Below are 22,003 nucleotides of genomic sequence, written 5' to 3'. Positions count from 1 at the left end.
GGCTGTGAAGAGGCCCAGGGGTTCGAGCCCCTAGGCGTCATTCTTAACCAAACAAAAGAACACTCTTGCTTATTCAACTATAGAATAAGCAAGAGTGTTCTTCATAAAGACGACTTCAGTGGGAAGCCTTCATCCTCCACTGATGGTTAGTCGCACTTATCGGTCCTTTACGGGCAGTTAATCTCCCACCTACCTTCCTCGTACTTGAACCGGGAGTCTCACTGCCCGTTTAGGTTGGATAAACTTCTTAATATTGGAGCCCTAATACGTAATTACTTTTATCCCTTTAATAATATTCCAAATAAAGTAGTATACATCAATAAGGAAGCATATGACTACGGCGATGATGGTTGCAATATAAAATGCCCCAGTTGGTTCTGATAACCCTAATCCCAAGGCAGCAAGAACAAGAATAGCAATAAGTGATGCAATCGCTGGAATTATATGTGTCCAAAGTGCTTTTTTCGCATGTAGTTTAGTTGTTTCATTTCCGAGAATCCAAACAATGATTGGAAACAAGATGGGTGCAAAAAAGATACTCCAATAACACAATGCTGATAATAATTTATTTTCTTCTATCATAATCACCTGATTTCTTAATTAATAGATAAGCAATTTGAACTTTGGCAACTAAAATATGGTCAGAAATATCACCAATAAATCTATTGCGTTTAGACCTAAACTAGGCGATAGCTTTTAAAAATGTACCCAAGACACTAAAAAGACTCTCACTCAGCAAAGTAAGAATCCCAAAATCCTAAGGCGAGAGATTTCCTTCGCCTAACCATATTCTGCCTTTAGAATAACCGATTTATTCTAAGGGGTCAAGGAGTGAGTTTACTAAGTGTGGGTTTTATGTTCTCTAATAAAAGTTGGGTTTAAAACATCATAAGCGATAAATAAACCAAAAGTGACTACACTTCCATAACCATATTTCGGTGGATGTGAACTAGGGATTTATATTGTTGAATATGGTGGGGTTCCCTATTTCGTTAATAAATTTCATATGCACATTAAGGAAATGAATTTTTAATCCACGGGATAATAGGAATAACCAAGAAAATAAACCCCTTTATTAAGGGTCTATTATTTCAAATATCTTCTCTATTTTCTTTAAAACTTGCTTTTACCCTATCATTGTTATATAATAATATTGCTTTGCAAATTTCATCTATTTAAAGTTTTAAAATGGGGCTGTAGTTCAGCGGGAGAATACTTGTCTGGCAGACAAGGGGTCACGGGTTCAAATCCCGTCAGCTCCACTACATAAAAACACTCTTACTTATTCTATTACAGAATGGAAGAGTGTTTTTTAACTTTAAAAAGCGTTGTAGAGCCTCATTTTATTAATTATTTTTGTTTTTTGAAGGTAGTCAGAGATAGGAACTCCGTTATCTGTATTTCTTCTGTCTTTAAGAATCCGTTTTTCAAATAGAAGGCTACTGCCGGTGCATTTTGGGTTCCAGTTGATACTACTATTGCTTCAAATTTTTCCAATTCGACCTCGATAAAATTTAATAACTTCTCAGCAATTCCCTTCCTGAAATGTTTAGGATGCACCATTAATCGGTGTATATCGATTATCCTACCGTCTGTTTTTATAGAAATAACTCCGCATAACTCTTTATTTAAGTAATAACCAAAGAAAGTCTCCCCACATTGTTGTAACGACTGCACGGTGTCCTTTAAAGGCGGTATATCATAAAAGTCAATTATTTTTGCCTCCACGTTGTATGAAGGTATTTGAATGTTTAATACTTCTTTTGAAACCTCTGGATTGGTTATATCTATCTTTTTAATCAAGGCTATTCCCCATTTACTGAAATTTTTTTAGCAATTTTTATTATCAGCAGTTTATACTACAATCTGGCCCTTTTCTCGAAAAGGTTTGTTTTGCAATCACTCCCAATTCTTGAAAATCATTCTTAGGGAATAGACATTACAATGGATATTTATATTCTTCAACATTTAATTTGAAACCACCCTGTTTCATTTAGAAAGTCTCTTCTGGATAAACTTTGGCCAGAAATCAATTGGCGGTAAGCAGTAATAGTACCATCGTGTGAAACTATATAAATCTTATCCTTTTTTAACAACTTCAAATTTGCAATAAATTTTACCGCAATTTTATTGAATTGACGATCGGGCATAGTATTTATACCATCGGGCCACAAATCAGGAGGAACATTCATATCAATTTCAAGATTCGGATAACCTTTTTTGATTGTTTCTAAATCAATTATAGTATCACAAGGCAATGTTTTTCCGTTTGGGCGGATAGGAAATATTCGTGGGGATACTAATGGACTTACAATCTTACGACAATTAATATTCCAAGCTCAAATTAGTGCAGTTTCCAGCGTTCTTCTAATAGGACTAATAAATATAATATCCTCATCCGTTAAGGGGAACTTTTTCCTTAACACCTTCGCTTGATTTATTCCTTTTGCTGTTAATGCAGGATTTTTTATGTGTAAACTGTTTGGTATATCTAGTGTATGTTCTCCTTGACCATGACGAATAAATATCAACTCCACTTAATCACCACTTATATAACATTTTTTAAACACCCTACTTCTATTAATTCCCTCTTAGTGATCAATATCCTTCTCATTACCTTATGTGTTGAAAAGCTTCCTCTATTAGATGAACTGATTGTTGAACAAAAAGCTTTTTGAATTAATCTTTAGTCTATTTTAACATATTTAAATGAAGTTAAAATCCACAAGGGACAGGAATATCCAGAAATTAAGATCCTTTAATTAAGTCCATTATTATCAAAATCTAATCTTTCATGTTTTTGAGAAGGGGCGAGAATTTCGTAGTTAGAACAATCAATATCTAAAAGTATTGTGAGATCTCCATTCATCATTCCCCCTTCTCATTTTTATAAATAAACCGATTAATTCTTAATTTCTTAGTTGTGTTCTTGGATCTACATCATGACCGACTTTAGGAAATCAGCTTTTTAAAATCTTCTTTTACTAGACACAAGTTACTATTTACTCTAAATTGCCAACTAACCCCTTTTCATTTTAAAGTCTGATGTCTTTTCTTTACAAAAATATAACAATCTCAATCCTATGTTTAGTATAGACTTGAACGGGAATGCATCCTGTAAGCAAGAAAATATTGCTGATGGGAAATGAATTTCCCTACTTTACGGCAGTTACTGCACGTAAAAATACTACCAAGGAGGTATTTAAAGTGGCACGTAAAGAAAATCAGAACAATAAGAAGATGACGGTTGAGGAAGCTGGTCGTAAAGGCGGAGAAGCTACTTCAAGAAATCATGACAAAGAGTTTTATCAAGAGATCGGTCAAAAAGGTGGAGAAACCACTGCCGAGACTCATGATAAAGAGTTTTACCAAGAGATTGGCCAAAAAGGTGGAGAAGCCACTGCAAGAAATCATGACGAGGATTTCTATGAAGAAATTGGTCACAAGGGTGGAGAGGCAAGAGCAAATCAGTCCACTAACAATTCCAATAAAATGAGTCAAGAAGAAGCTGGACGTAAAGGCGGAAGAGCTAGGGCAAATAAACGAAACGATAATTAAATAATTGCTTTGTTGATATACAAAGGCGGCCACTATTGGCCGTCTTTTTCTTGAGTAATTTTAGTAAGAAATCAAATTTCTATGGATATAGGGGAACTTCTTTAAACAGATGAATATACATGTAATGTAGAAAACAGGGATTAGATATTGCCTTCTTTATCCTCAGGGTTCAGGGCTTTCCACCTTACTAAGCCAGACAAGAGGGCAATTCTTTTTCCCGTTCCCCTCATCAAAACGTACGTGAAATTTTCTCTCATACGGCCTTTCCAACGTTCTTTTTACTTTGGCTTTACGCACTTCCATTGGCACAAAGATATAATGTTTTCCTAAGTTCTCGAGCTTTTGCTTTACTGGCTTCGTTATCCATTTTCTTGGCATTCACTGACTCCTACCTCCTCCCAAACTTATGAACGAAGCGGTGTATTGGCTTTTGCCGTCCTTCCCTAAACAACCTTGTGTTACGTTTTTAAACAAAGTATGGCTTAATACAAATGTAAGCATATTTTTTCATTTTTCAACATTTCCCGGGAAATATTTCTCTCCCTATGACTCTCTTCGCGGAATATTAATTGTTTCTTTATCTATATCTTGTGAATGAGTTCTTTTTCTATGTTTATGTTCGACACTGAACCCCCATACATTTCCCTCCCAAATCCTACTATAATCGAGACGACATCAGTATCCCGAAAGGAAATAACCATGTCTACATCAACTCAAAAACTCACAAAAAACATTCTTATTCTACTTGTCATTTTCGCCGTATTAACTGCTTTTCGCTTGCTATGGCTCTTCTATCATGCACCGACAGATCAGCCGATTGCTCGAGATGGTGTATTAGGCTTAAGTGATTATCCATTACATAAAAATCAATCTCTTACCTTGAACGGTGAGTAGATTTTTCTGCCAGACAGATTATTAGAGAGTCCCCACCAGCTAAATGCCTCCATGGAGAACATACCAACTAATTTTACGGGGGGGCGCAAAGAATGATAATCATACCTATGGGACTAATAATTCGAAAATAATCCTTAATAGTGATCGTACATTATACCCCCGTATCAAGATACAGCTCATGTATTACAGGATTGCAGAGTAACCATATCTAAATGTGGTGAAAACAATCCGCTGCATATAGTATTTTTAATATTTTAAGATAGTACCTCGGTATTTACTAAGAGGTACTATCTCTTTTACAGTCCTTCTATGGCATGCAATCTTTTAATTCAAAAGCTCATTAAACACAAAAGATTCAACCGTCTCTTCACCGGTTTCCATATCCTTTATCGTAATTTGATTCTTAGCAACCTCTTCTTCGCCAACAATAATCACTTTTTTCACATTTTCCTTGTTCGCTTTATCAAGTGCTTTCCCCAATTTTTTGTCCACCAATTCAAGTTCCACTTTATACCCTTTCTCCCTTAAAGATTTTGCAACAAGCAACGATTCTTTGGGTGTTTTCAAAGGAATAATATAATAGTCTACGTCCATCTTGCTCATAAATCCCCTACCCGTCTTATTTAAAGCGGTGTAAATGACATCTAAGCCAAAGGACAAACCGACAGTAGGAAATTTTTCATCCGTACCGATGAATCCTCCTATTGCATTGTCGTACCTTCCGCCGCTTCCAATACTGGATTTTATCGCTTGATCCTTTAAAAATACTTCATAAATTGTTCCCGTATAAATGTCTAATCCTCGCGCCAAAAACGGCTGGAATACACATTGTTCCCTGATCCCCAACATGCTTAAATATTCATCAAGCTCCTTTAATTCATTCAGACCTTTAGCTACTTGTTCATTTTGCTTGGCATAAGTTACGAAATAATTGTAATTAGAGTTGTTCTTACTCATTAAAAATTCTTTTATCGCATCCACTGTGAACGCAGATAACTCTTGCTCTTCCAACTCATTTACGACTGCATTCAGACCAACTTTCTTAAGCTTATCGAGGATTAGAATCACGTTGTTTATTTTTTCTGGATTTGTTTTAAATACTTCCAGCATACCGACGAGTAATTTCCGGTTATTGAATTGAATCTGCACCTTCATATTCAACTGACGAAAGACATCGATTACAAGCAGAAGCAATTCTGCCTCTGCCATTTGCGTCTCGACTCCGACAATATCGACATCACATTGGGTGAATTCTCTAAACCTACCTGTTTTTATCGGACCATCTCGAAAGACTTTTCCTATTTCATATCGTTTAAAAGGCATTCCTAAGGTGGGATTCATGCCGATTACTTTTGCAAACGGTATCGTCAGATCATAGCGCAAAGCTAAATCCCGCTCTCCACGATCCGTTAATGTATACATTTCCTCTAATATTTCCGCCCCACCACCGTATTTGGAAGCAAGCAGATCACTGTAATTCAAGATTGGAGTTTCTAACGGCTTGTATCCATATTGGATGAAAACATCTTCCAACTTTCTTCTGATATATCTTCTTACTTCTTCTGCTTCCGGCAAATAATCCTGTGTCCCCTTCACATTTTGGTACTTCATCTTTTTCATCATTTTTCCTCCCTTTTAGATAAATAAAAAACCGCATCTGATTAAAGTTATATTTAATCAGATGCGGTTCATGATAAATAGCCTTCCTGTTTGCGATTTTTTTAAAATCGGGTAGCAAGGCTAATTGATATGATGGATTTGTTCAGATAATAATAAGCGCTGAATAATAGACATACTTTATCCCACCTTATTTCTAGTTATTCTACAGTATTTTAAAATATAACTCAAGTAATTTTTTTATTCCAGCTTTATTTACATAAAATCAAGGTTATTCTAGCTCCTATGATATGAACAGTCTATATTTTTTGCCAACCATGATACAATCGAAAATAGGAAAGGGGGGATAAATCTTGTTTCTACTCGTCTATGTAATCGGTTTAATTATTGGTCTCATTGCTTATTCAATTAAACATTTACAAACGTCGTACTGCTGTAGGGCATGTGACGCCTATCTCAAAGAATGGTTTCAGCTAGATATGTCCGTTACCGCACCGGTGAACGTGCAAAAATCCATTTTGACCTGGTTACACTTGTTTATAACGCATCAAAACTCGCTGCGGATCGGATCAATGCGCAATTAAATCAGTAACAAACTACATGATTTCTGTTTTTAAAAATAAAATTTAGAAATTCTATTCATCTGTATATTTTTTAAAAAAGAGCAATTCTGAAATTGACTCGAAATTAAGTGTATTTGTTTCTTCTGAGATTTTTTAATCGCACGCTTAAATCATAATAGACTATTCCGGGGAACATAAGGCCTAACGCTGATATTCCACCGAGCATTATAGCAAAAGCATTTATTCTCTCATTTATACCGAGGTAATTCCCCAGGATCCCAAACAAAAAGAACAAGACTGACGCTATTAAAAATGGAAAAGCTCTTTTACCCATGTGTTTCTTTTCCTCTTCATACATTTCTATTCTGCTTATAGTATCAGTATGTATGGGTGTTGCATTCTGTGGAGCGCAAAATATATGAATTTCATCAGCAGAGCATACATGCATCCATCCCGCGTCTTCAAAGAATGAAAAATATTCTTTGTCAGGATACTTTTGATAATCAAGTGAGTACTTTAAATTCCTCGGCTCTCCCTTTCTTAGCTTGAATTTAAATCCATAAAATCCTTCTAAATGCCACCCTTGCCGTGAGTACCTTTCCAGCTTTGCCATTTCTTTTTCCTCAAAACGTCCAAGCCCATTATTTCTAATATATTTTGTTGTCGTCATGCTTATTCTCCCTTCTCTTTCAATATATCTTCAGCAAGAGTAATCATTTCTCTCCTACGCTGAACTTCTTTTTTTAACAATTGAATACCTTTTTCTGTTGTTTGATATGTTTTCCTTTGCTTATTTTCACTACTTACTAATTCAATTAGCCCTGACACTAAAAGCTTTTGGATATTTGAATATAAAGAAGCAGGTCCAATTAAGAATTTACCGTTTGTCATTGAATCAATTGTTTTCATTATTAAATATCCATGTTTTGGTTGTACTAGGAACAACAGTATATAGAAAGGGATATCCGTAAGTTCCTCAATTTCTAAGGTGTGGTTTTTTGACATGAGCATCCTCCTAAATATATCAGTTAGTGATATATTTATATATACTATATCACTAACCGATATAGAAGCCAAACCGAATATTGGATTAATCTGAAATATTTTTTTATTACTCATATGAACATTCATACAAGGATTTATGAAGAATTGAAGAAGCATGTGAGGCAATCAAGTAGATGACTATTTCGGATTTCTGAAGGCTAACTATGAAGAAGCACTTAGAAGAAGAGGGACTGTCCAAGGCGGGATTTATTTATGTGAACTAGGCGAAAATGTCGGATCCGAACAAAACTCAAATATTGAAGCGGATAGACCTGTAATAGTTATCTCGAACAACTTAATTAACTCCACTGCAAGCAATATAATAGTCGCTCCTTGTCAAAAACACTAAAATACAAGGTTTATTCATTGAATAATAATCGTGAATTCAAAAAGGAGCCCTCATATTGGCTCCTTTTATTTTTTTGCATATATTTCTCTTATATGAATAGACTAACAATACTTCGCCCGTCATGTCGCGGGCAAACCACCCCGCAGGGAATCTCCTCGGGGGTTCTTTATATATGAAAGTTTATTGCTGGTGAACCATATGAAAAAACCAGCTTAACTGTCTACAACAGCCAATCTGGTTTCTTCATTTCACTATTTAATTTTCCTTCTAATCAACCCGTATTAACTAACCCCGCCGCAACACCATTAATCGTCAATAACACATCCGTCTTCAATTCTTCAGAAGGATTTTCCGTCGCTCTTAATCTCCGGATGGAATCGACCTGCAAAATGTTTAACGGGTCAACATATGGATTACGGAGATGGACGGATTCTCGAATATTCGGTGAGTGGCTTAGGAGCACTTCATTGCCAGTAATTTGCAATAATGCCGCTCTTGTTCGTTTATACTCATCCTTAATATTGTTAAATATCCGTTTGGCTACTTCTGGATCTTCCACTAATTCCAAGTACTCTCTCGCACTTCCCATATCTGCCGTCAATAAAGCCATTTGCAAGTTGTTGATCGTTGCATGGAAGAAAGCCCAATCGTTATACATCGTCTGCAGGATCTCCAAGTTACTTTCATCCTGGTCTATGAATGTTTGTAAGCCTGTACCTGCTGCATACCAAGCCGGGAGTAAGTGTCTCGACTGTGTCCAGGCGAATACCCATGGGATTGCACGCAAGTCCTCGAAATGCTGGCTGTTCTTTCTGCTCATTGGGCGGGAGCCGATATTTAATGCATCAAGTTCCGCTAGTGGTGTCGCTTCGTTGAAATAGGTTAGGAAATCGGGATCACCGAAAACAAGGGATTGATATTTTTCCAATGATTTTTCTGAAATGACTTCCATTGCTGTTTCCCATTCTTCTTTACGAAGTTCCATCTGGTCAGGTGCGCTCGCAACTTTGGCGCTCGCTTCAAATAAAGCGGAAGCTGCTTGCTCCAAGTTTCGGTAGGCGATATCTTCCAGTAAATATCTCGAGGATAGTACTTCACCTTGCTCCGTAATTTTCACACCATCTCCAAGTGTTTCCACTGGCTGTGAGAGAATACTCGTATGGAGTGAACCACCCCCGCGACCTAATGAGCCGCCACGTCCATGGAAATACTTCAAATGAATATTATAATTTCTTGCCATCCGGTGAATATCTTTCTGTGCTTTAAACAGTTCCCAATTCGCGCTTAGCGTTCCACCGTCTTTGCTTCCATCGGAATAGCCAAGCATAATTTCTTGATGATTGTGACGTGCTTCCAGTTGTTTTTTGTAAACGTCTGCCTCAAATAAGGTCTGCATGATCTCCGGACCTGCTTTCAAATCATCAATTGTTTCAAGTAGTGGTGCGACGTCCAAATCACTTTCTACTGTTCCGTCCTGATTGATCCGGTACAGTCCAACTTCTTTAGCAAGTACAAGGACTTCCAGTAAGTCACTTGGAGATTCTGTCATACTAATTAAATAAACTTCAATCGCACGTTTGCCAAATTCTTCATGTACCTGCTTAATCATTTTGAATACGCGTAACATATCCTGTGTCGCTTTGGAATATCTATCGTCTGTAAGCAGTAATGGTCTTGGGTCTTCCAATATTTTATACAAGAATGCTTGTTTCTCGGTTTCCGTAAGATTGGAATAATCGTCAGCGAGTTTGACTACTTTTAAAATCTCTGCAATTGCTGATTCATGTTCCCCGCTGTGATTCCGGATATCCAGTGTCGCCAAATGGAAACCAAACATCTCTACTTGGCGGATAAGCTTGCGAATCGCTTTTAGTTTTCTATTTTCTGGTAAATGTTTTTCTACACTTCTTTTGATTTCCTTCAGGTCACTAGCTAATTCCTCTGCACGGGTATAGCCTAAGACTGATTTCCCTTTTTCTCTGATACGTTTTAAAATAACAGCAAATTTACGTCGATAGACTTCGGATTTCACTCGCCATTTTTCATCTTTTTCTAAGTATTCTTTCTCCTCAGCTTCTACCTTTTCGATGAATTCTTGTTCGATAACTAGGCGTTCTGTAGATTGACTGAACCTTCTCATTAAATTCGTAATGGAAGCTTCATATTTCTTTAAAATAAGCTGCTGTTGCATTTCAAGTGTCGTCCAAGTGATTTCTGGCGTTACATTCGGATTCCCGTCCCTATCACCACCGATCCAGGAACCGAAACGGATAAAGTTTGGCACTTGCCACTCCTTCTCTGCTACCTGATCCCGGAGCTGTAATTCCAATTCCCAGAAAACGTCAGGTAGTGTATCGAAGAGGACCTGATTAAAGTAATAGAGACCATTCTTCACTTCATCCAACACTTCCGGCTTCCTATGTCTTAATTCATCGGTATGCCATAATGCCATTACTTCGTTGAACAGACTGTCCTCAATTGCTTTCCTCTCCCACTCGGTGATAAGCGGGTTATCTATTTTACGAAGGTTTTCTGATATCCGTTTTTGACTTTCAAGGACCGTTCGCTTTGTCGCCTCGGTTGGGTGAGCCGTCATAATTAGTTCAATCGATAAGTCATTGAGAACGTCCTGTATCTCTTCTTCATTCAAATTATATTCCTTTACTTTAGTGACCGCTTTCTCGAGTGAGAAGGCTTGACTTGTCCCTTCCTCAAGTAGATATTGGCGTCTGCGCCTAATCCGGTGATTCTGCTCCGCTACGTTCACGAGATGGAAATAAACAGAAAATGCCCGAATTACTTGTTGCCTCATTGGTGGTTGTAAGTTGCTGATTTCTTGTTTCAATTCCGCATACAAATCTTTATCGAATTTTTTTCGAATACTTTTCGTCATTTTTCGAATCGTTTCGACTTTATCAAATAACGCTTTACCACCATGGAGGACTAATATTTCGCCTAGTATATTTCCAAGCATATTCACATCATTTTGCAATGGAGTGTTATGAGCTGTTGTTTCTATCATTTTTGTCCCCTCCTTAGTTGTATTCTTTCTATCATACCACTTATCTTAAAAATTAATAAAGTCTAACATCGATTTTCAGTGTAAATAATAGATTCACTTTTGATAGCAAAAAGCCGAATGATACGGTGCATTCGGCTTTTTTGCTTTTAATATATCCATATTTTTCTTACTTGGCGAATGATTTATCAAGCATATAGCCAACCAATGCTTCTCATATCGCTGGCTTGTTCGAGAATTGGCTGTTATATAGGTCTGCATAAAACCCCTTTTTCTCCAATAATTCAACATGTGTGCCTTGCTCCATAATATTTCCTTTATCCATTACCAATATAAGGTCAGCATTTTTGAGCGCTTTCATTACCATAAGCTATATTTTCCTTAATCGTTCCATTAAATAGCCACGTATTCTGAAGAACGATACCTAATATTTTTTCAGTTCAGAACGTGACATAGCTTGTATATTGATTCCATCAACCTTAATCGAACCACTATTTAATTCATAAAATCTCATTAATAAATTGATCAAGGCTGTTTTTCCAGCACCGGTTTATTTCCCTTCAGTATACACAGCCATCGCATCCCGCATAAACATTGCCAAGCCTTCCCCAAACTGGTCAATGTTTTTCGTGAATCGCTCATCTGCGACATACATCTCACCAAGTCCTTTAAAATTATTTTTATTTCATTCGCCCATTCTTGGGTAATTCAATCTCCTTCTAGACGTTTTCACCATATAGTGAATGGAAGAGTATGTTTAGGAGGTTGAACGAATGAATCATAATCCGTATGATCCGTATCAATACCCACATGATGAGTACGAAGAGTATGATGAGGAAAGACTATTCCCGAGTAATTTACCAATTGTCGGTGGCGGACAGCAATCTCCTCCACCGTTTGGACCAGGGTTTCCAAGTGGACAGTTGGGACCTGGCTCTGGTGGCAGCTGGTCACCAGGGGGACCTGGTGGGCCTAACTTCGGAGGAGGCTGGCCGCCGGGTGGACCTGGAGGACCCGGAGGACCGGGCGGATTTCCAGGGCAAGGGCAGCAGCAAGTAGGACCACCTTCCGCTCCACCACCGAATTTCACCCCACAGCAAAGTCAGGTGCAAACCTTTGCTGTTGATCCGGGCGCTATTCGCGGCTGTTTATTCCGCTTCACTTATATTTGGTTAAGAAGAGATCAATTCTGGTTCTACCCGACCTTTGTCGGAAGAAATTCAATCGCAGGTTTCCGCTGGCGAGGGAACCGTTGGGTGTATTTCGGAATCGACCTTAATCAAATTCAATCCTTCCAATGCTTTTAATAGGAGCGGGACATTCAAGCACTATTCTTGGATGTCCTGTTTTTTTAATGATATAAGTTGGACAGACCATTAAGTCCGATGTTGTTTCCGTAATGGTGAGTTGTTAGATTGGGCTATCGGACAAATAGGAAGGGAAATCTATGAGACTCGTCCAATAGAACTCTAGACCTGAACTCAAATGTAAATTTATATTAACAATTCATCAACAAATTCTTACCAATTTCTCATCTTCCTCACAGCGCGCTTTTACCTCTGGCGGATAATATTACATTGCAAGGAGGAGAAAGGACATGGCAATTGAAATTTTTAGGAGAAGAGAACAGAAATATTTAATTACAACGAAACAATATGAAGAACTTGTTGACAGGATTTCTCCCTACATGCGGCCGGATAAGTTCGGTAACAATGGCAAGTACACGGTGACGAGCCTCTATTTCGAAAGTAACGACTGGAAAATTTATTATGAAACGAAGAACAAATTAAAGTATCGGCAAAAGCTGAGACTACGTGTGTATGATGATGCGGCTTTGGATAGTACGGCTTTTTTCGAAGTGAAACAGAAACATAAGAAGGTTGTGAATAAACGACGGATGCGTCTTCCTTTATCTGAAGCCTACCGTTACATTTATTTCCCGAATCGGAGTTTGGAAGAATTCGAGACTTCCAATCTGCAAGTATTACGAGAAATCGACTACTTTAGAAACTTATATCATTTAGAACCGGAAATGGTCGTCAGTTATGACCGGCATGCATTGCATCATAAAGAAGATGCAGACTTAAGAATGACATTCGACTTTAATTTACGCTGCAGGGATGAGGATTTACAGTTGGCAAACGGTTCTTATGGGGACTTATTCATTGATGAAGATCTCGTTGTTCTTGAAGTGAAAGTGAATGATAGTGTCCCATTATGGCTTGCACGTATTTTGCAGGAGCTCGATTGCGAACAGCGAAGTGCTTCGAAGTTTTGCACAAGTATGGAATTATTGCATGGTATCGCATCACCCGCAGGAACGGCGCGTGAAACGGTTCATATAGGAGGAATGTAAGATGGATATGATCAATCAATTTTTTACAGTAGATGGTGGGGAAACGACATTGGTGCTCAGTTTAGCCGCAATGGCACTTACAACGATTTTAAGTATTATTATTACGCTTGTTTATCAAATTACCTTTTCAGGTGAGCGTTATTCTCAGAATTTCGTGCACACAATCATTATCATGAGTGTTGTCGTATCTGTTATTATGAACGTGGTGAGCGGGAATGCCGGAGTTGCCTTTGGTTTATTCGCAGTCTTCTCCCTAATCCGCTTCCGTAGTGCTGTAACAGATGCAAAAGATATTGCTTATATATTTTTCGGGCTTTCGGTTGGGATGACTAGTGGATTATATCAATTCCAGTTAGCCATCATCTTGACATTTTTCGCAAGTATTTTATTTTATATCCTCCATAAAGTCAATTATGGGAAAGGCAAGGACACCCAGATTCTTAAAGTGACCGTACCGGAGAATTTGAACCATGAGAACCTGCTTGATGACGTATTCGAAGAGTTCACACTCTCAAGTCACCTGCGCCAGGTGGAAACGACAAACCTTGGAACGATGATTATGTACACATACGCAATCCGGACGAAGAATGATACGAACGATAAAGTACTGCTCGACCGGATTCGGGAAAAGAACGCGAACCTGAAAGTATCTTTATCGTACTTGCAATCTGGAAATTAATTAAAGAGACCAAAGGCGGAAGCGCCCGTTCAGCAACGTACAAACTGGAGGAGTGTGAAGTTTGATAGTTGCTGGGAGCTGAAGCCGGACGTGGCTAGCCTAGGATACCTATATTATTACAGCATTTTTATATTATAGTTTCCTATGCCACAAAAAAGCTGCCCAGCTCAAAATGGCAGCTTTTTTCTTATGCTTCTTCTTTTAAAATCTCGTCCACGGTATTTTCTACTTCGGTCCGGGTCATCTTCTCGTGTCCGTCATCCATTGCTTTTAGCGTCTTCTTCGCAAGGGCAAGCGGAATTCGGCAGAAGAGGACAATATTCTTCGTCTCAAGGTCTTCCATATATTCATCCGCCTTGGCCAAGTTATCTCGAGCATAATCGAACATATCAGCACGCGTCCAACCATCCGGGATGAAACGGACACCACGTTCCGCATCTTCGTCCTGATTTCTTAACATGTTCACCGCTTGCAGACCGCGGCCATATCCGATTGCGAGGTCATAATCGGTTTCCGTACCGTCATACCACTTCCAAATATCGGATAGCATAACACCAACGATCCCAGCTACAAAGTACGTATATTCATCAAGTTCTTCCTTTGTCGTTACAATGAAGTCTTTTTCGACCCATTTCGCCATTCCGTCCGCCATAATGCTTGTTGCTTCCATCACTTTCCTAGTAATTTCCGCTGGGCAGACGTCGATCCAATCAGCGAGGCGCTGAGTTACTTCCGGTAATTCTTCGTAAGGCTTGATTAGCGTTTCATATGCTTCACGGTCAAAACCTTTTTCGGACCGCAACAGTTCAGCTGTCTTCCGCAGTAAATGTGTTTTCGTTTCTTTCTGCATTGTTTCATGATCTTCAATCTCATCAATCGCACGCATGCATAAATAAGCTGCGCCAACTGTTTTTCGTAGCTTCGATTTTAATAATTTAATTGGTATATAAAAAGTTCTACTTGTCAGCTTTAACATGTGCATTGCTTCTTTTTGTAATTTCACTTCTGTGCTCAACACGTTGTCCTCCCTTTAAAACTTGAGGTAATTCAATTATAACAAACTTCACGCGCTTTTTCCTCCTTATGCTCGACTCTTGTGAAATTAACGGTTAACCCGTAGAATAATAAAGTGAAACTTCATTCAGTGGGGCTTCCCTCCCCACTGAATGTTAGTTGAACAGAATCAGGAATTTACGGACTGTTTATCCCCACCTTAACATTTTGGTTTTCCCTCTTGTTTAGAGGTGGGGGGTATAACAGACTGTTAATACATGTACTAATAATAGAAAGGTCGTTACATCATGAATAAACGTGTCTATTTTTTAATGACGGTATCCTTTGTCGTCGGAATGGTGGAGCTCATTATCGGGGGAATTCTCGATCTGATTGCGGAAGATTTGAATGTGAGTCTCGGATCTGCGGGAATGCTGATTACAATCTTCTCTCTTACATTCGCTATTGCTGCTCCGATTCTGCTCGTTCTCACTGCGAAAGTCGAGCGAAAACGACTCGCATTGATTTCCTTAACCGTCTTCTTATTCGGGAATATACTTGCACTAATTAGTCCGTCTTATAGTATTCTCTTTATCGGAAGAATTATTTCTGCCGTGAGCAGTTCAATCTTAATCATCCTCTGTGTTGTGCTCGCAGCGAACATTGTCGAACCTAAATACCGCGGACGTGCGATTGGGATTGTAAGTATGGGTGTTAGTGCTTCGCTTGTGTTAGGTGTACCAATTGGGCTAAGTCTTGGCAACCTGTTCGGGTGGCGTGCTCCTTTTCTCATGATTGTTATTCTCACTGTCATTAGTATGGTTGGAGTCTATTTCTTCATGGAGCGCGTTGCTCCACGTCCAGTCAGTACAATTAAAGAACAATTCCTTTCACTGAAAGACCAGAAAGTTTTCTTCGCCCATTTAACCATCTTTCTCATGCTCACGGGACATGCAGTGTTATATGCCTATTTGACACCATTTGTACAAGTAACGATGGGGCTTGAGGAAAATAGCATTAGCATCGTGTATCTCCTGTTCGGGCTTGCTGCGGTAAGTGGAGGAGCTTTCGGTGGAACATTGGGAGATAAATTTGGTAATACGCGAGTAATCTTGCTCTTCATTACGATTTATGCTGCCATGCTATTCGCCATCTCCCATACAACATCAATCATGCCATTATTTATTGTCGTGCTTGCCTTGTGGGGATTAATGAGTTGGTCAGTCACACCCCCGATGCAAAGTTATTTAATCGATTCTGCTCCGGAAACAGCGGATATGCAAATCAGCATCAGCAACTCCGCTCTCCACTTCGGTATTGCCTTTGGTTCCTTCATCGGCGGAATTTCAATTGACCGAGTAGGAGTAGAAATCAATCCATACATCGGTGGCCTATTTGTTGTCGTTGCTTTTCTCACGATGCTTCTTTCTAACAGACAAAAGGAGAAAAATAAAGAATTGGTAACGAATTGATGCTGTTTTTTAATCTCTATTTATCTTATACTGAAGGTAAGTTATTTCATTAAACTAAAACGAACAACTGTCTACGGGGAAAAGAGGTAAAAGATGAAGCAAACAAGCAGATTTATTACATTTCTCGGCGGTAAAAATTTATTCTTTCTCTTTGCTTTATTATCGCTGATTGGGCTCACCATTTTTATTTTTGAGCGGATTTCTTTTGTGTTCTATCCAGTGCTCGTTATCGTTTCGACCATAACGCCGCCACTGATATTGGCATTCATTGCCTTTTATCTATTAAATCCGATTGTGAATTTACTCGAGCGGTTCCGAATTAAACGGATTTGGGGAATCATTATTCTGATACTTGCGATTGCCGGTATTTTAACAGGTGTTGTGCTGCTTACAGCTCCACTGATCGAAACGCAAATTAACGATTTAATCCGGAACTTCCCTAATTATCTATCCCAACTCGGGGAAACCATTACGAATTGGGTGCAAAGCTCTTTTCTCGCACCTTATTATGAGGAAGGATATAACTGGGTGGCTAATAATTTAAGTGATCTGCCGGGTATCGTTGGCGGATACCTGATTAACGCCTTTGAAAGTGTGCAGACGTTCGCTTCTGCGGTAACAAATATTGTCGTCACGATTGTGACATTTCCTATTATTCTTTTCTTCTTGTTAAAGGATGGAGGACGATTTAAAAATTATTTCTTGACCTTGCTGCCACCAGCTTTCAGAAAAGATGTGAGCCGGATTCTTCATAATATGGATACACAGGTCGGTTCTTATATCCAAGGTCAGATTATCGTTGCGACTTGCATCGGAATTCTTTTATATATCGGTTACTTAATTATTGGTATGCCTTACGCGTTGACACTCGCAATCATTGCTGCAGTGACGTCTGTTGTACCATATCTCGGGCCGACTATCGCGATTCTTCCGGCAATCATTATTTCGATTGTCGACTCCCCGTTTATGCTGCTGAAGCTTGCGATTGTTTGGGCGGCTGTGCAGTTCTTAGAAGGGAACTTTATTTCCCCGAATGTGATGGGGCGCACGATGCAGATCCACCCGCTTACGATTATCATCGTCTTGCTTGTATCCGGAAATCTCTTCGGCATTGTTGGTGTTATCCTAGGGATCCCAGGATATGCAATTTTGAAAGTTCTTGTCCAATATCTATTTGATAAATTTAAACAACGATATAATAAGTTCTTTGGTGAAGTGCACGGAACGTATCCGATTAACGAGGATGAAATAAAAAACAGTTAGGAGTTGTTCCAGATGGATAGGAATGCGGACGTCATTTATTTCAGCTCGCTAAAATCGAACGGGGAGCGTATGATTTTAGCTGCTACGGAGAAAGGGTTGTGCTGGGCCGGTGGATTCAATGAAACAGAAGAAGATATGAAGACTTGGCTACTAAAGCAGAACCCAAATCAATCATTTGAGCGGAATGAAAAGAAGCTACAATATTATAAGCGCGCATTCGAAAACTACTTTTCAGGGGAGAAAAAAATGCTTGATGTTCCTCTTGATCTTAAGGGCACCGCGTTCCAGCTTGCCGTTTGGGAAGCTTTACAGCACATTCCTTATGGGGAGACGAGAACCTATTCTGAGATTGCAGAGGCAATTGGAAATCCGAAAAGCATTCGAGCTGTCGGAACAGCAATTGGAAGAAATCCTGTCCTCATTGCTGTACCCTGCCACCGTGTCATCCAGAAGAACGGCACCCTTGGAGGCTTCCGCGCCGGCCTCACCCTGAAGAAATCCCTCCTCCAACTCGAAGGAGCGTAAGCCTAGCGGGACAGGGGGTCAGAGCAATTGTCCCGGGGACAATCGCTCTGACCCCCTGTCCCGCTCATTTTTTCCTTTTCCGAAATAAGAAAACTACTCCTAGTCCAAGCAGTAGACCTAAGAAGCCGAATAGTTCGACTTTGTTAAAGATGATTCCAACGAACACTCCAAGAAACAGTAGGATAAAAAATAAACTTCCAATTATTTCATAACGCAATTGCACTTCCTCCCTCTTGTAACGGGCTACTATAAGATATTAAGATAAAACATAATTGTTATTCATCCCCTCCAAAAAGTAAGCGCTTTAAATAAAAAACTCTTTGCTTCCGTATTGATATCCTGCACTTTTCATGGTTAAATTGATTAAATATAGAAAATTATACTGCATTCTACTGCAGTGATGAGGTGATGAAATGGAGAACAAAGTATCAGTTGGTTTATTAGGTCTCGGTGTCGTTGGATCAGGGGTTGTTCAAATTATTAACGAACACCAGGAAAAGTTAAAGCATCAGCTTGGTGTAACTGTTGAAGTAAAGCGTATCCTCGTCCGCAACCTGGAAAAGGCGAGAGAAGTAGATGTCGACCCCTCCCTCCTTACCGTTAATCCGGATGATGTATTAAATGATTCAGAGATAGATGTTGTCATTGAAGTCATGGGTGGAATCGATACGGCGAAAGATTATATCCTCCAAGCATTTGCTGCGAAAAAGCACGTCATTTCAGCGAACAAAGACTTAGTCGCCCTACATGGCCCAGAACTGCATGCCGAAGCAGAGAAAAATAAATGTGACTTTTTCTATGAAGCGAGCGTTGCTGGCGGTATTCCGATTCTTCGAGGAATTACAGATGGATTATCATCTGACCGGATTGAACGTGTCATGGGAATTGTCAATGGAACGACAAATTACATATTAACAAAAATGGCGGAAGAAGGAGCCACATATGAAGCTGCTTTAAAACAAGCGCAAGAGCTTGGGTTTGCAGAAGCCGATCCGACTGCGGATGTGGAAGGACTTGACGCCGCTCGTAAAATGGCTATCCTTGCCCGTCTTGCATTTTCAGTACCGGTTGACCTGGGTGATGTAAAAGTATCAGGTATTTCCAACATTACAGCAGAAGATATCCAGAACGGAAATGAACTTGGATATACGATGAAGCTGATTGGTTATGCGGATTTTAAAAACGGCGAACTTGAAACCCATGTACTGCCGACGTTCTTATCTAATGAACACCCACTTGCATCGGTGAAGAATGAATACAATGCCGTTTATGTACACGGAAAAGCGGTTGGAGAAACAATGTTTTACGGACCTGGTGCCGGAAGCCTCCCTACTGCAACAGCTATCGTGAGTGACCTTGTAGCTGTCGTAAAAAATATCCGTCTTGGTGTTACAGGAGAACAGGTTGTGAACAGTTATTACAAGAAAGCTCTGAAAGACGAGAGTGAGCGCTTCTCCCAATATTACTTACGTGTAAATGTAGAAGATGAGACAGGCGTATTCTCCAAACTGTCTAATCTCTTCCATGAACATGAAATTAGCTTGAAGCGCATTATTCAACGTCCAAATGATGAGAAGAAAACTGCTGAAATCATTGTCATTTCACACCAGACATCTGAAGAAAACTTTACGAACTTACTAGAGAAAATCCAGAAATTAGACGTATTAAAAGAAATCTCAAGTTACTACCGCGTTGAAGGAGATGGAAGCGAATGACTTGGCAAGGACTGATTCAACATTATGAGAATTACTTACCGGTAACAGAAAACACACCTAAACTTACACTAAATGAAGGAAACACACCACTCCTCCATTTCCCTTCCTTATCGGAAGAACTTGGTATCGAGCTTTACGGGAAAATCGAAGGCGCAAACCCAACCGGTTCGTTTAAAGACCGGGGAATGGTTATGGCAATTGCGAAAGCGAAAGAAGAAGGAAGCAAATCAGTTATCTGTGCATCTACCGGGAATACTTCTGCGGCAGCTGCAGCCTATGCAGCTCGGGCTGGGATGCGCGCGATCATTGTCATTCCTAAAGGCAAAGTCGCCCTAGGGAAATTGGCCCAAGCGGTCATTTACGGTGCGGAAATTATTGAAATCGATGGCAACTTTGACGAGGCATTGCAGATGGTACGTGAGATTAGTGAAACATCCCCAGTAACCCTTGTAAACTCGGTAAACCCTTACCGGATCGAAGGACAGAAAACAGCTGCTTTTGAAATTTGCGATTGGCTCGGATCCGCACCAGATATTTTAGCTATCCCAGTAGGTAATGCCGGTAACATCAGTGCATACTGGAAAGGCTTCAAAGAATATCATGAAGAAAAACAAACTGGATTACCGCAAATTTACGGATTTGAAGCGGAGGGAGCGGCAGCGATTACGAAAAATGAACCAATCGCTCATCCAGAAACTGTTGCGACTGCAATTCGCATCGGGAACCCGGCAAGCTGGGACCTCGCAACAGCTGCCCGCGATGAATCAAAAGGAATCATCACTTCTGTCCGAGACGAGGAAATTTTATACGCATTCAAGCATCTTCCTAAAACGGAAGGCGTATTTGCCGAGCCAGGATCCAATGCATCGATTGCCGGCGTCATCCAGCAGTGTAAAGCGGGTAATATCCCACAAGGAAGTAAAGTCGTTGCCGTTCTAACTGGAAATGGATTGAAGGATCCGCAGACCGTTCAGGACAATCAGGAAATCGAACCGGTCTCCCTTCCGAATGACACTGCAGCAATCAAACAATATATTGAAGAGTTGACGAGCCATGAGTAGTTTCATGATACGGGTTCCAGCAAGCTCCGCGAACATCGGACCCGGTTTCGACTCCATCGGTTTAGCAGTTGATTTATACTTAACATTGGAAGTGACAGAACAGGCAGATTGGGAATTCATTTCTCCGTCTGCTGGTGACGTCCCTTTTGAAGAGAATTTCATTTATCTAATTGCAAAACAAACCGCCGAAAAACATGGGAAAAGCTTACGCCCCGCTCGTGTAGAAGAAACGACGAGCATCCCGCTTGCCCGTGGCTTAGGAAGCAGCGCGGCAGCGATTGTAGCAGGAATTGAGCTTGCCAACCAGCTCGGCGGGCTCGACTTAACCGCTGAGGAAAAATTAACGGATGCAACAGAAATGGAAGGGCATCCGGATAATGTTGCGCCTGCCCTCCTCGGCGGGCTCATTATTTCCACGTATATCGACGGAGTAGTGGACTGGTTGAAAATCGACCAACTTCACGTTGAATTTATTGCGCTTATCCCGGAAGTCGAATTGAAGACGAAAGCGGCAAGAGACGTGCTACCGGAACAGTTTTCAATTGCCGATGCTGCCCTTGGGAGCGGCATCGGCAATGTGACCGTTGCAGCGCTCGTAAGTGGAGATTATGAACTTGCTGGGAAAATGATGGAAAAAGACATTTTCCATGAACCCCACCGCAAGCCGCTCATCCCAAATTATGATTTGATCCAACGTACAGCGAAGGAGCACGGGGCATTCGGAACGGTCATCAGTGGTGCCGGACCGACGATGATGTCCTTTGTACCAAGTGACCGCAGGGATAAGATCATCACTGCATTAGAAGAGGTATTGCCTGATTATCGCTTGGAAAGTTTAAAAATGGATATTGGTGGATTAAAAGTAGACCAAAAATAAGGGTGTAAGCGAATAACT

General features: G+C 39.9%; 22 protein-coding genes, 1 tRNA gene and 3 pseudogenes. 14 read left to right on the top strand and 12 right to left on the bottom strand.

The features are described 5' to 3' along the window. Positions 1-261 precede the first annotated feature (261 nt). Positions 262-582, bottom strand: coding sequence for a DUF4870 domain-containing protein (locus SPD53_RS06240; protein ID WP_370459744.1), 321 nt, complete (start codon positions 580-582; stop codon positions 262-264). A gap of 608 nt (positions 583-1,190) precedes the next feature. Here SPD53_RS06240 and SPD53_RS06235 point away from each other — a divergent pair. Then, positions 1,191-1,262 (top strand) — tRNA-Ala (locus SPD53_RS06235). 88 nt (positions 1,263-1,350) lie between these two features. On the opposite strand, the gene SPD53_RS06230 is transcribed toward SPD53_RS06235, so the two are convergent. The 3 genes from SPD53_RS06230 to SPD53_RS06220 form a co-directional block, all read right to left on the bottom strand. Continuing rightward, positions 1,351-1,803: a GNAT family N-acetyltransferase gene (locus SPD53_RS06230; protein WP_336251977.1), complete on the bottom strand. Its 453-nt coding sequence runs from the start codon at positions 1,801-1,803 to the stop codon at positions 1,351-1,353. 158 nt (positions 1,804-1,961) lie between these two features. Then, complete coding sequence (locus tag SPD53_RS06225; RefSeq protein ID WP_336251976.1) at positions 1,962-2,258, bottom strand: hypothetical protein; 297 nt, start codon at positions 2,256-2,258, stop codon at positions 1,962-1,964. Positions 2,259-2,339: 81 nt separating this feature from the next. Continuing rightward, positions 2,340-2,537, bottom strand: a complete 198-nt coding sequence (locus tag SPD53_RS06220) for a histidine phosphatase family protein (RefSeq protein WP_336251975.1) — start codon at positions 2,535-2,537, stop codon at positions 2,340-2,342. A gap of 703 nt (positions 2,538-3,240) precedes the next feature. Here SPD53_RS06220 and SPD53_RS06215 point away from each other — a divergent pair. Further along, positions 3,241-3,558, top strand: coding sequence for a KGG domain-containing protein (locus SPD53_RS06215; protein ID WP_232334469.1), 318 nt, complete (start codon positions 3,241-3,243; stop codon positions 3,556-3,558). A gap of 699 nt (positions 3,559-4,257) precedes the next feature. Further along, positions 4,258-4,452 (top strand): hypothetical protein, encoded by a 195-nt coding sequence (locus tag SPD53_RS06210; protein WP_336251974.1) that lies wholly within the window; start codon positions 4,258-4,260, stop codon positions 4,450-4,452. 324 nt (positions 4,453-4,776) lie between these two features. Here the strand turns inward: SPD53_RS06210 and SPD53_RS06205 are convergent, their stop codons facing one another. After that, a complete protein-coding gene (locus SPD53_RS06205) occupies positions 4,777-6,072 on the bottom strand; it encodes a histidine--tRNA ligase (RefSeq protein WP_336251973.1) in 1,296 nt (431 codons plus the stop codon). Between the two features lie 408 nt (positions 6,073-6,480). Here SPD53_RS06205 and SPD53_RS06200 point away from each other — a divergent pair. Then, a pseudogene (locus SPD53_RS06200) lies at positions 6,481-6,661 on the top strand (IS5/IS1182 family transposase); the annotation flags it as partial. A gap of 95 nt (positions 6,662-6,756) precedes the next feature. On the opposite strand, the gene SPD53_RS06195 reads toward SPD53_RS06200, so the two are convergent. Then, positions 6,757-7,302, bottom strand: coding sequence for a DUF2812 domain-containing protein (locus SPD53_RS06195; RefSeq protein WP_336251972.1), 546 nt, complete (start codon positions 7,300-7,302; stop codon positions 6,757-6,759). A gap of 2 nt (positions 7,303-7,304) precedes the next feature. Next, positions 7,305-7,637 (bottom strand): PadR family transcriptional regulator, encoded by a 333-nt coding sequence (locus SPD53_RS06190; RefSeq protein WP_336251971.1) that lies wholly within the window; start codon positions 7,635-7,637, stop codon positions 7,305-7,307. A 190-nt stretch (positions 7,638-7,827) separates the two neighbouring features. Between SPD53_RS06190 and SPD53_RS06185 the strand changes: the two genes are divergently transcribed. Further along, positions 7,828-8,025 (top strand): type II toxin-antitoxin system PemK/MazF family toxin, encoded by a 198-nt coding sequence (locus SPD53_RS06185; RefSeq protein WP_336251988.1) that lies wholly within the window; start codon positions 7,828-7,830, stop codon positions 8,023-8,025. Between the two features lie 271 nt (positions 8,026-8,296). On the opposite strand, the gene ppc is transcribed toward SPD53_RS06185, so the two are convergent. From ppc to SPD53_RS06170, 3 genes and pseudogenes are all read right to left on the bottom strand, one after another. After that, on the bottom strand, positions 8,297-11,047 hold the full coding sequence (gene ppc, locus SPD53_RS06180) for a phosphoenolpyruvate carboxylase (protein WP_336251970.1): 2,751 nt from the start codon (positions 11,045-11,047) through the stop codon (positions 8,297-8,299). Positions 11,048-11,258: 211 nt separating this feature from the next. Further along, positions 11,259-11,594: pseudogene (locus tag SPD53_RS06175) on the bottom strand (ATP-binding cassette domain-containing protein); the annotation flags it as partial. Beyond that, positions 11,595-11,717, bottom strand: a pseudogene (locus SPD53_RS06170) (TipAS antibiotic-recognition domain-containing protein); the annotation flags it as partial. Between the two features lie 100 nt (positions 11,718-11,817). On the opposite strand from SPD53_RS06170, the gene SPD53_RS06165 reads away from it, so the two are divergent. From SPD53_RS06165 to SPD53_RS06155, 3 genes are all read left to right on the top strand, one after another. Next, positions 11,818-12,351, top strand: coding sequence for a hypothetical protein (locus SPD53_RS06165; protein ID WP_336251969.1), 534 nt, complete (start codon positions 11,818-11,820; stop codon positions 12,349-12,351). Positions 12,352-12,641: 290 nt separating this feature from the next. Beyond that, on the top strand, positions 12,642-13,400 hold the full coding sequence (locus SPD53_RS06160; protein ID WP_336251968.1) for a polyphosphate polymerase domain-containing protein: 759 nt from the start codon (positions 12,642-12,644) through the stop codon (positions 13,398-13,400). 1 nt (position 13,401) lies between these two features. Continuing rightward, positions 13,402-14,079, top strand: a complete 678-nt coding sequence (locus SPD53_RS06155; protein ID WP_336251967.1) for a DUF4956 domain-containing protein — start codon at positions 13,402-13,404, stop codon at positions 14,077-14,079. A 187-nt stretch (positions 14,080-14,266) separates the two neighbouring features. Here the strand turns inward: SPD53_RS06155 and SPD53_RS06150 are convergent, their stop codons facing one another. Further along, on the bottom strand, positions 14,267-15,094 hold the full coding sequence (locus SPD53_RS06150) for a phytoene/squalene synthase family protein (RefSeq protein WP_336251966.1): 828 nt from the start codon (positions 15,092-15,094) through the stop codon (positions 14,267-14,269). A gap of 286 nt (positions 15,095-15,380) precedes the next feature. Here SPD53_RS06150 and SPD53_RS06145 point away from each other — a divergent pair, with 286 nt between their 5' ends. The 3 genes from SPD53_RS06145 to SPD53_RS06135 all read left to right on the top strand — a co-directional run bounded on the left by SPD53_RS06145 (position 15,381) and on the right by SPD53_RS06135 (position 18,332). Continuing rightward, entirely contained in the window at positions 15,381-16,544 is a 1,164-nt protein-coding gene (locus SPD53_RS06145; protein ID WP_336251965.1) for an MFS transporter, read from the top strand. Positions 16,545-16,637: 93 nt separating this feature from the next. Further along, on the top strand, positions 16,638-17,807 hold the full coding sequence (locus SPD53_RS06140) for an AI-2E family transporter (RefSeq protein ID WP_336251964.1): 1,170 nt from the start codon (positions 16,638-16,640) through the stop codon (positions 17,805-17,807). 12 nt (positions 17,808-17,819) lie between these two features. Then, positions 17,820-18,332 (top strand): methylated-DNA--[protein]-cysteine S-methyltransferase, encoded by a 513-nt coding sequence (locus SPD53_RS06135; protein WP_336251963.1) that lies wholly within the window; start codon positions 17,820-17,822, stop codon positions 18,330-18,332. 64 nt (positions 18,333-18,396) lie between these two features. Here SPD53_RS06135 and SPD53_RS06130 read toward each other — a convergent pair whose 3' ends face one another. After that, positions 18,397-18,549: a hypothetical protein gene (locus SPD53_RS06130; protein ID WP_156857631.1), complete on the bottom strand. Its 153-nt coding sequence runs from the start codon at positions 18,547-18,549 to the stop codon at positions 18,397-18,399. 196 nt (positions 18,550-18,745) lie between these two features. Between SPD53_RS06130 and SPD53_RS06125 the strand changes: the two genes are divergently transcribed. From SPD53_RS06125 to thrB, 3 genes are read left to right on the top strand one after another with little or no spacing between them, the layout of a single operon-like run. Next, positions 18,746-20,047, top strand: a complete 1,302-nt coding sequence (locus SPD53_RS06125) for a homoserine dehydrogenase (RefSeq protein ID WP_336251962.1) — start codon at positions 18,746-18,748, stop codon at positions 20,045-20,047. Beyond that, positions 20,044-21,108 carry a threonine synthase gene (thrC, locus tag SPD53_RS06120; RefSeq protein WP_336251961.1) on the top strand — a complete coding sequence of 355 codons (1,065 nt, stop codon included), beginning with the start codon at positions 20,044-20,046 and terminating at the stop codon, positions 21,106-21,108. Before SPD53_RS06125 ends, thrC begins: the two co-directional genes overlap by 4 nt. Beyond that, the gene (thrB, locus tag SPD53_RS06115) at positions 21,101-21,985 is read left to right on the top strand and encodes a homoserine kinase (RefSeq protein ID WP_336251960.1); all 885 of its coding nucleotides are present in this window, start codon (positions 21,101-21,103) and stop codon (positions 21,983-21,985) included. The genes thrC and thrB overlap by 8 nt, the downstream gene beginning before the upstream one ends. Positions 21,986-22,003 lie beyond the last annotated feature (18 nt).

It is taken from the genome of Oceanobacillus sp. MO10714A, assembly GCF_037072045.1.
GTDB lineage: Bacteria > Bacillota > Bacilli > Bacillales > Amphibacillaceae > Oceanobacillus > Oceanobacillus indicireducens.
Note: the sequence above shows the minus strand (reverse complement) of the source record. Positions and strands in the feature narration are given on the sequence as shown.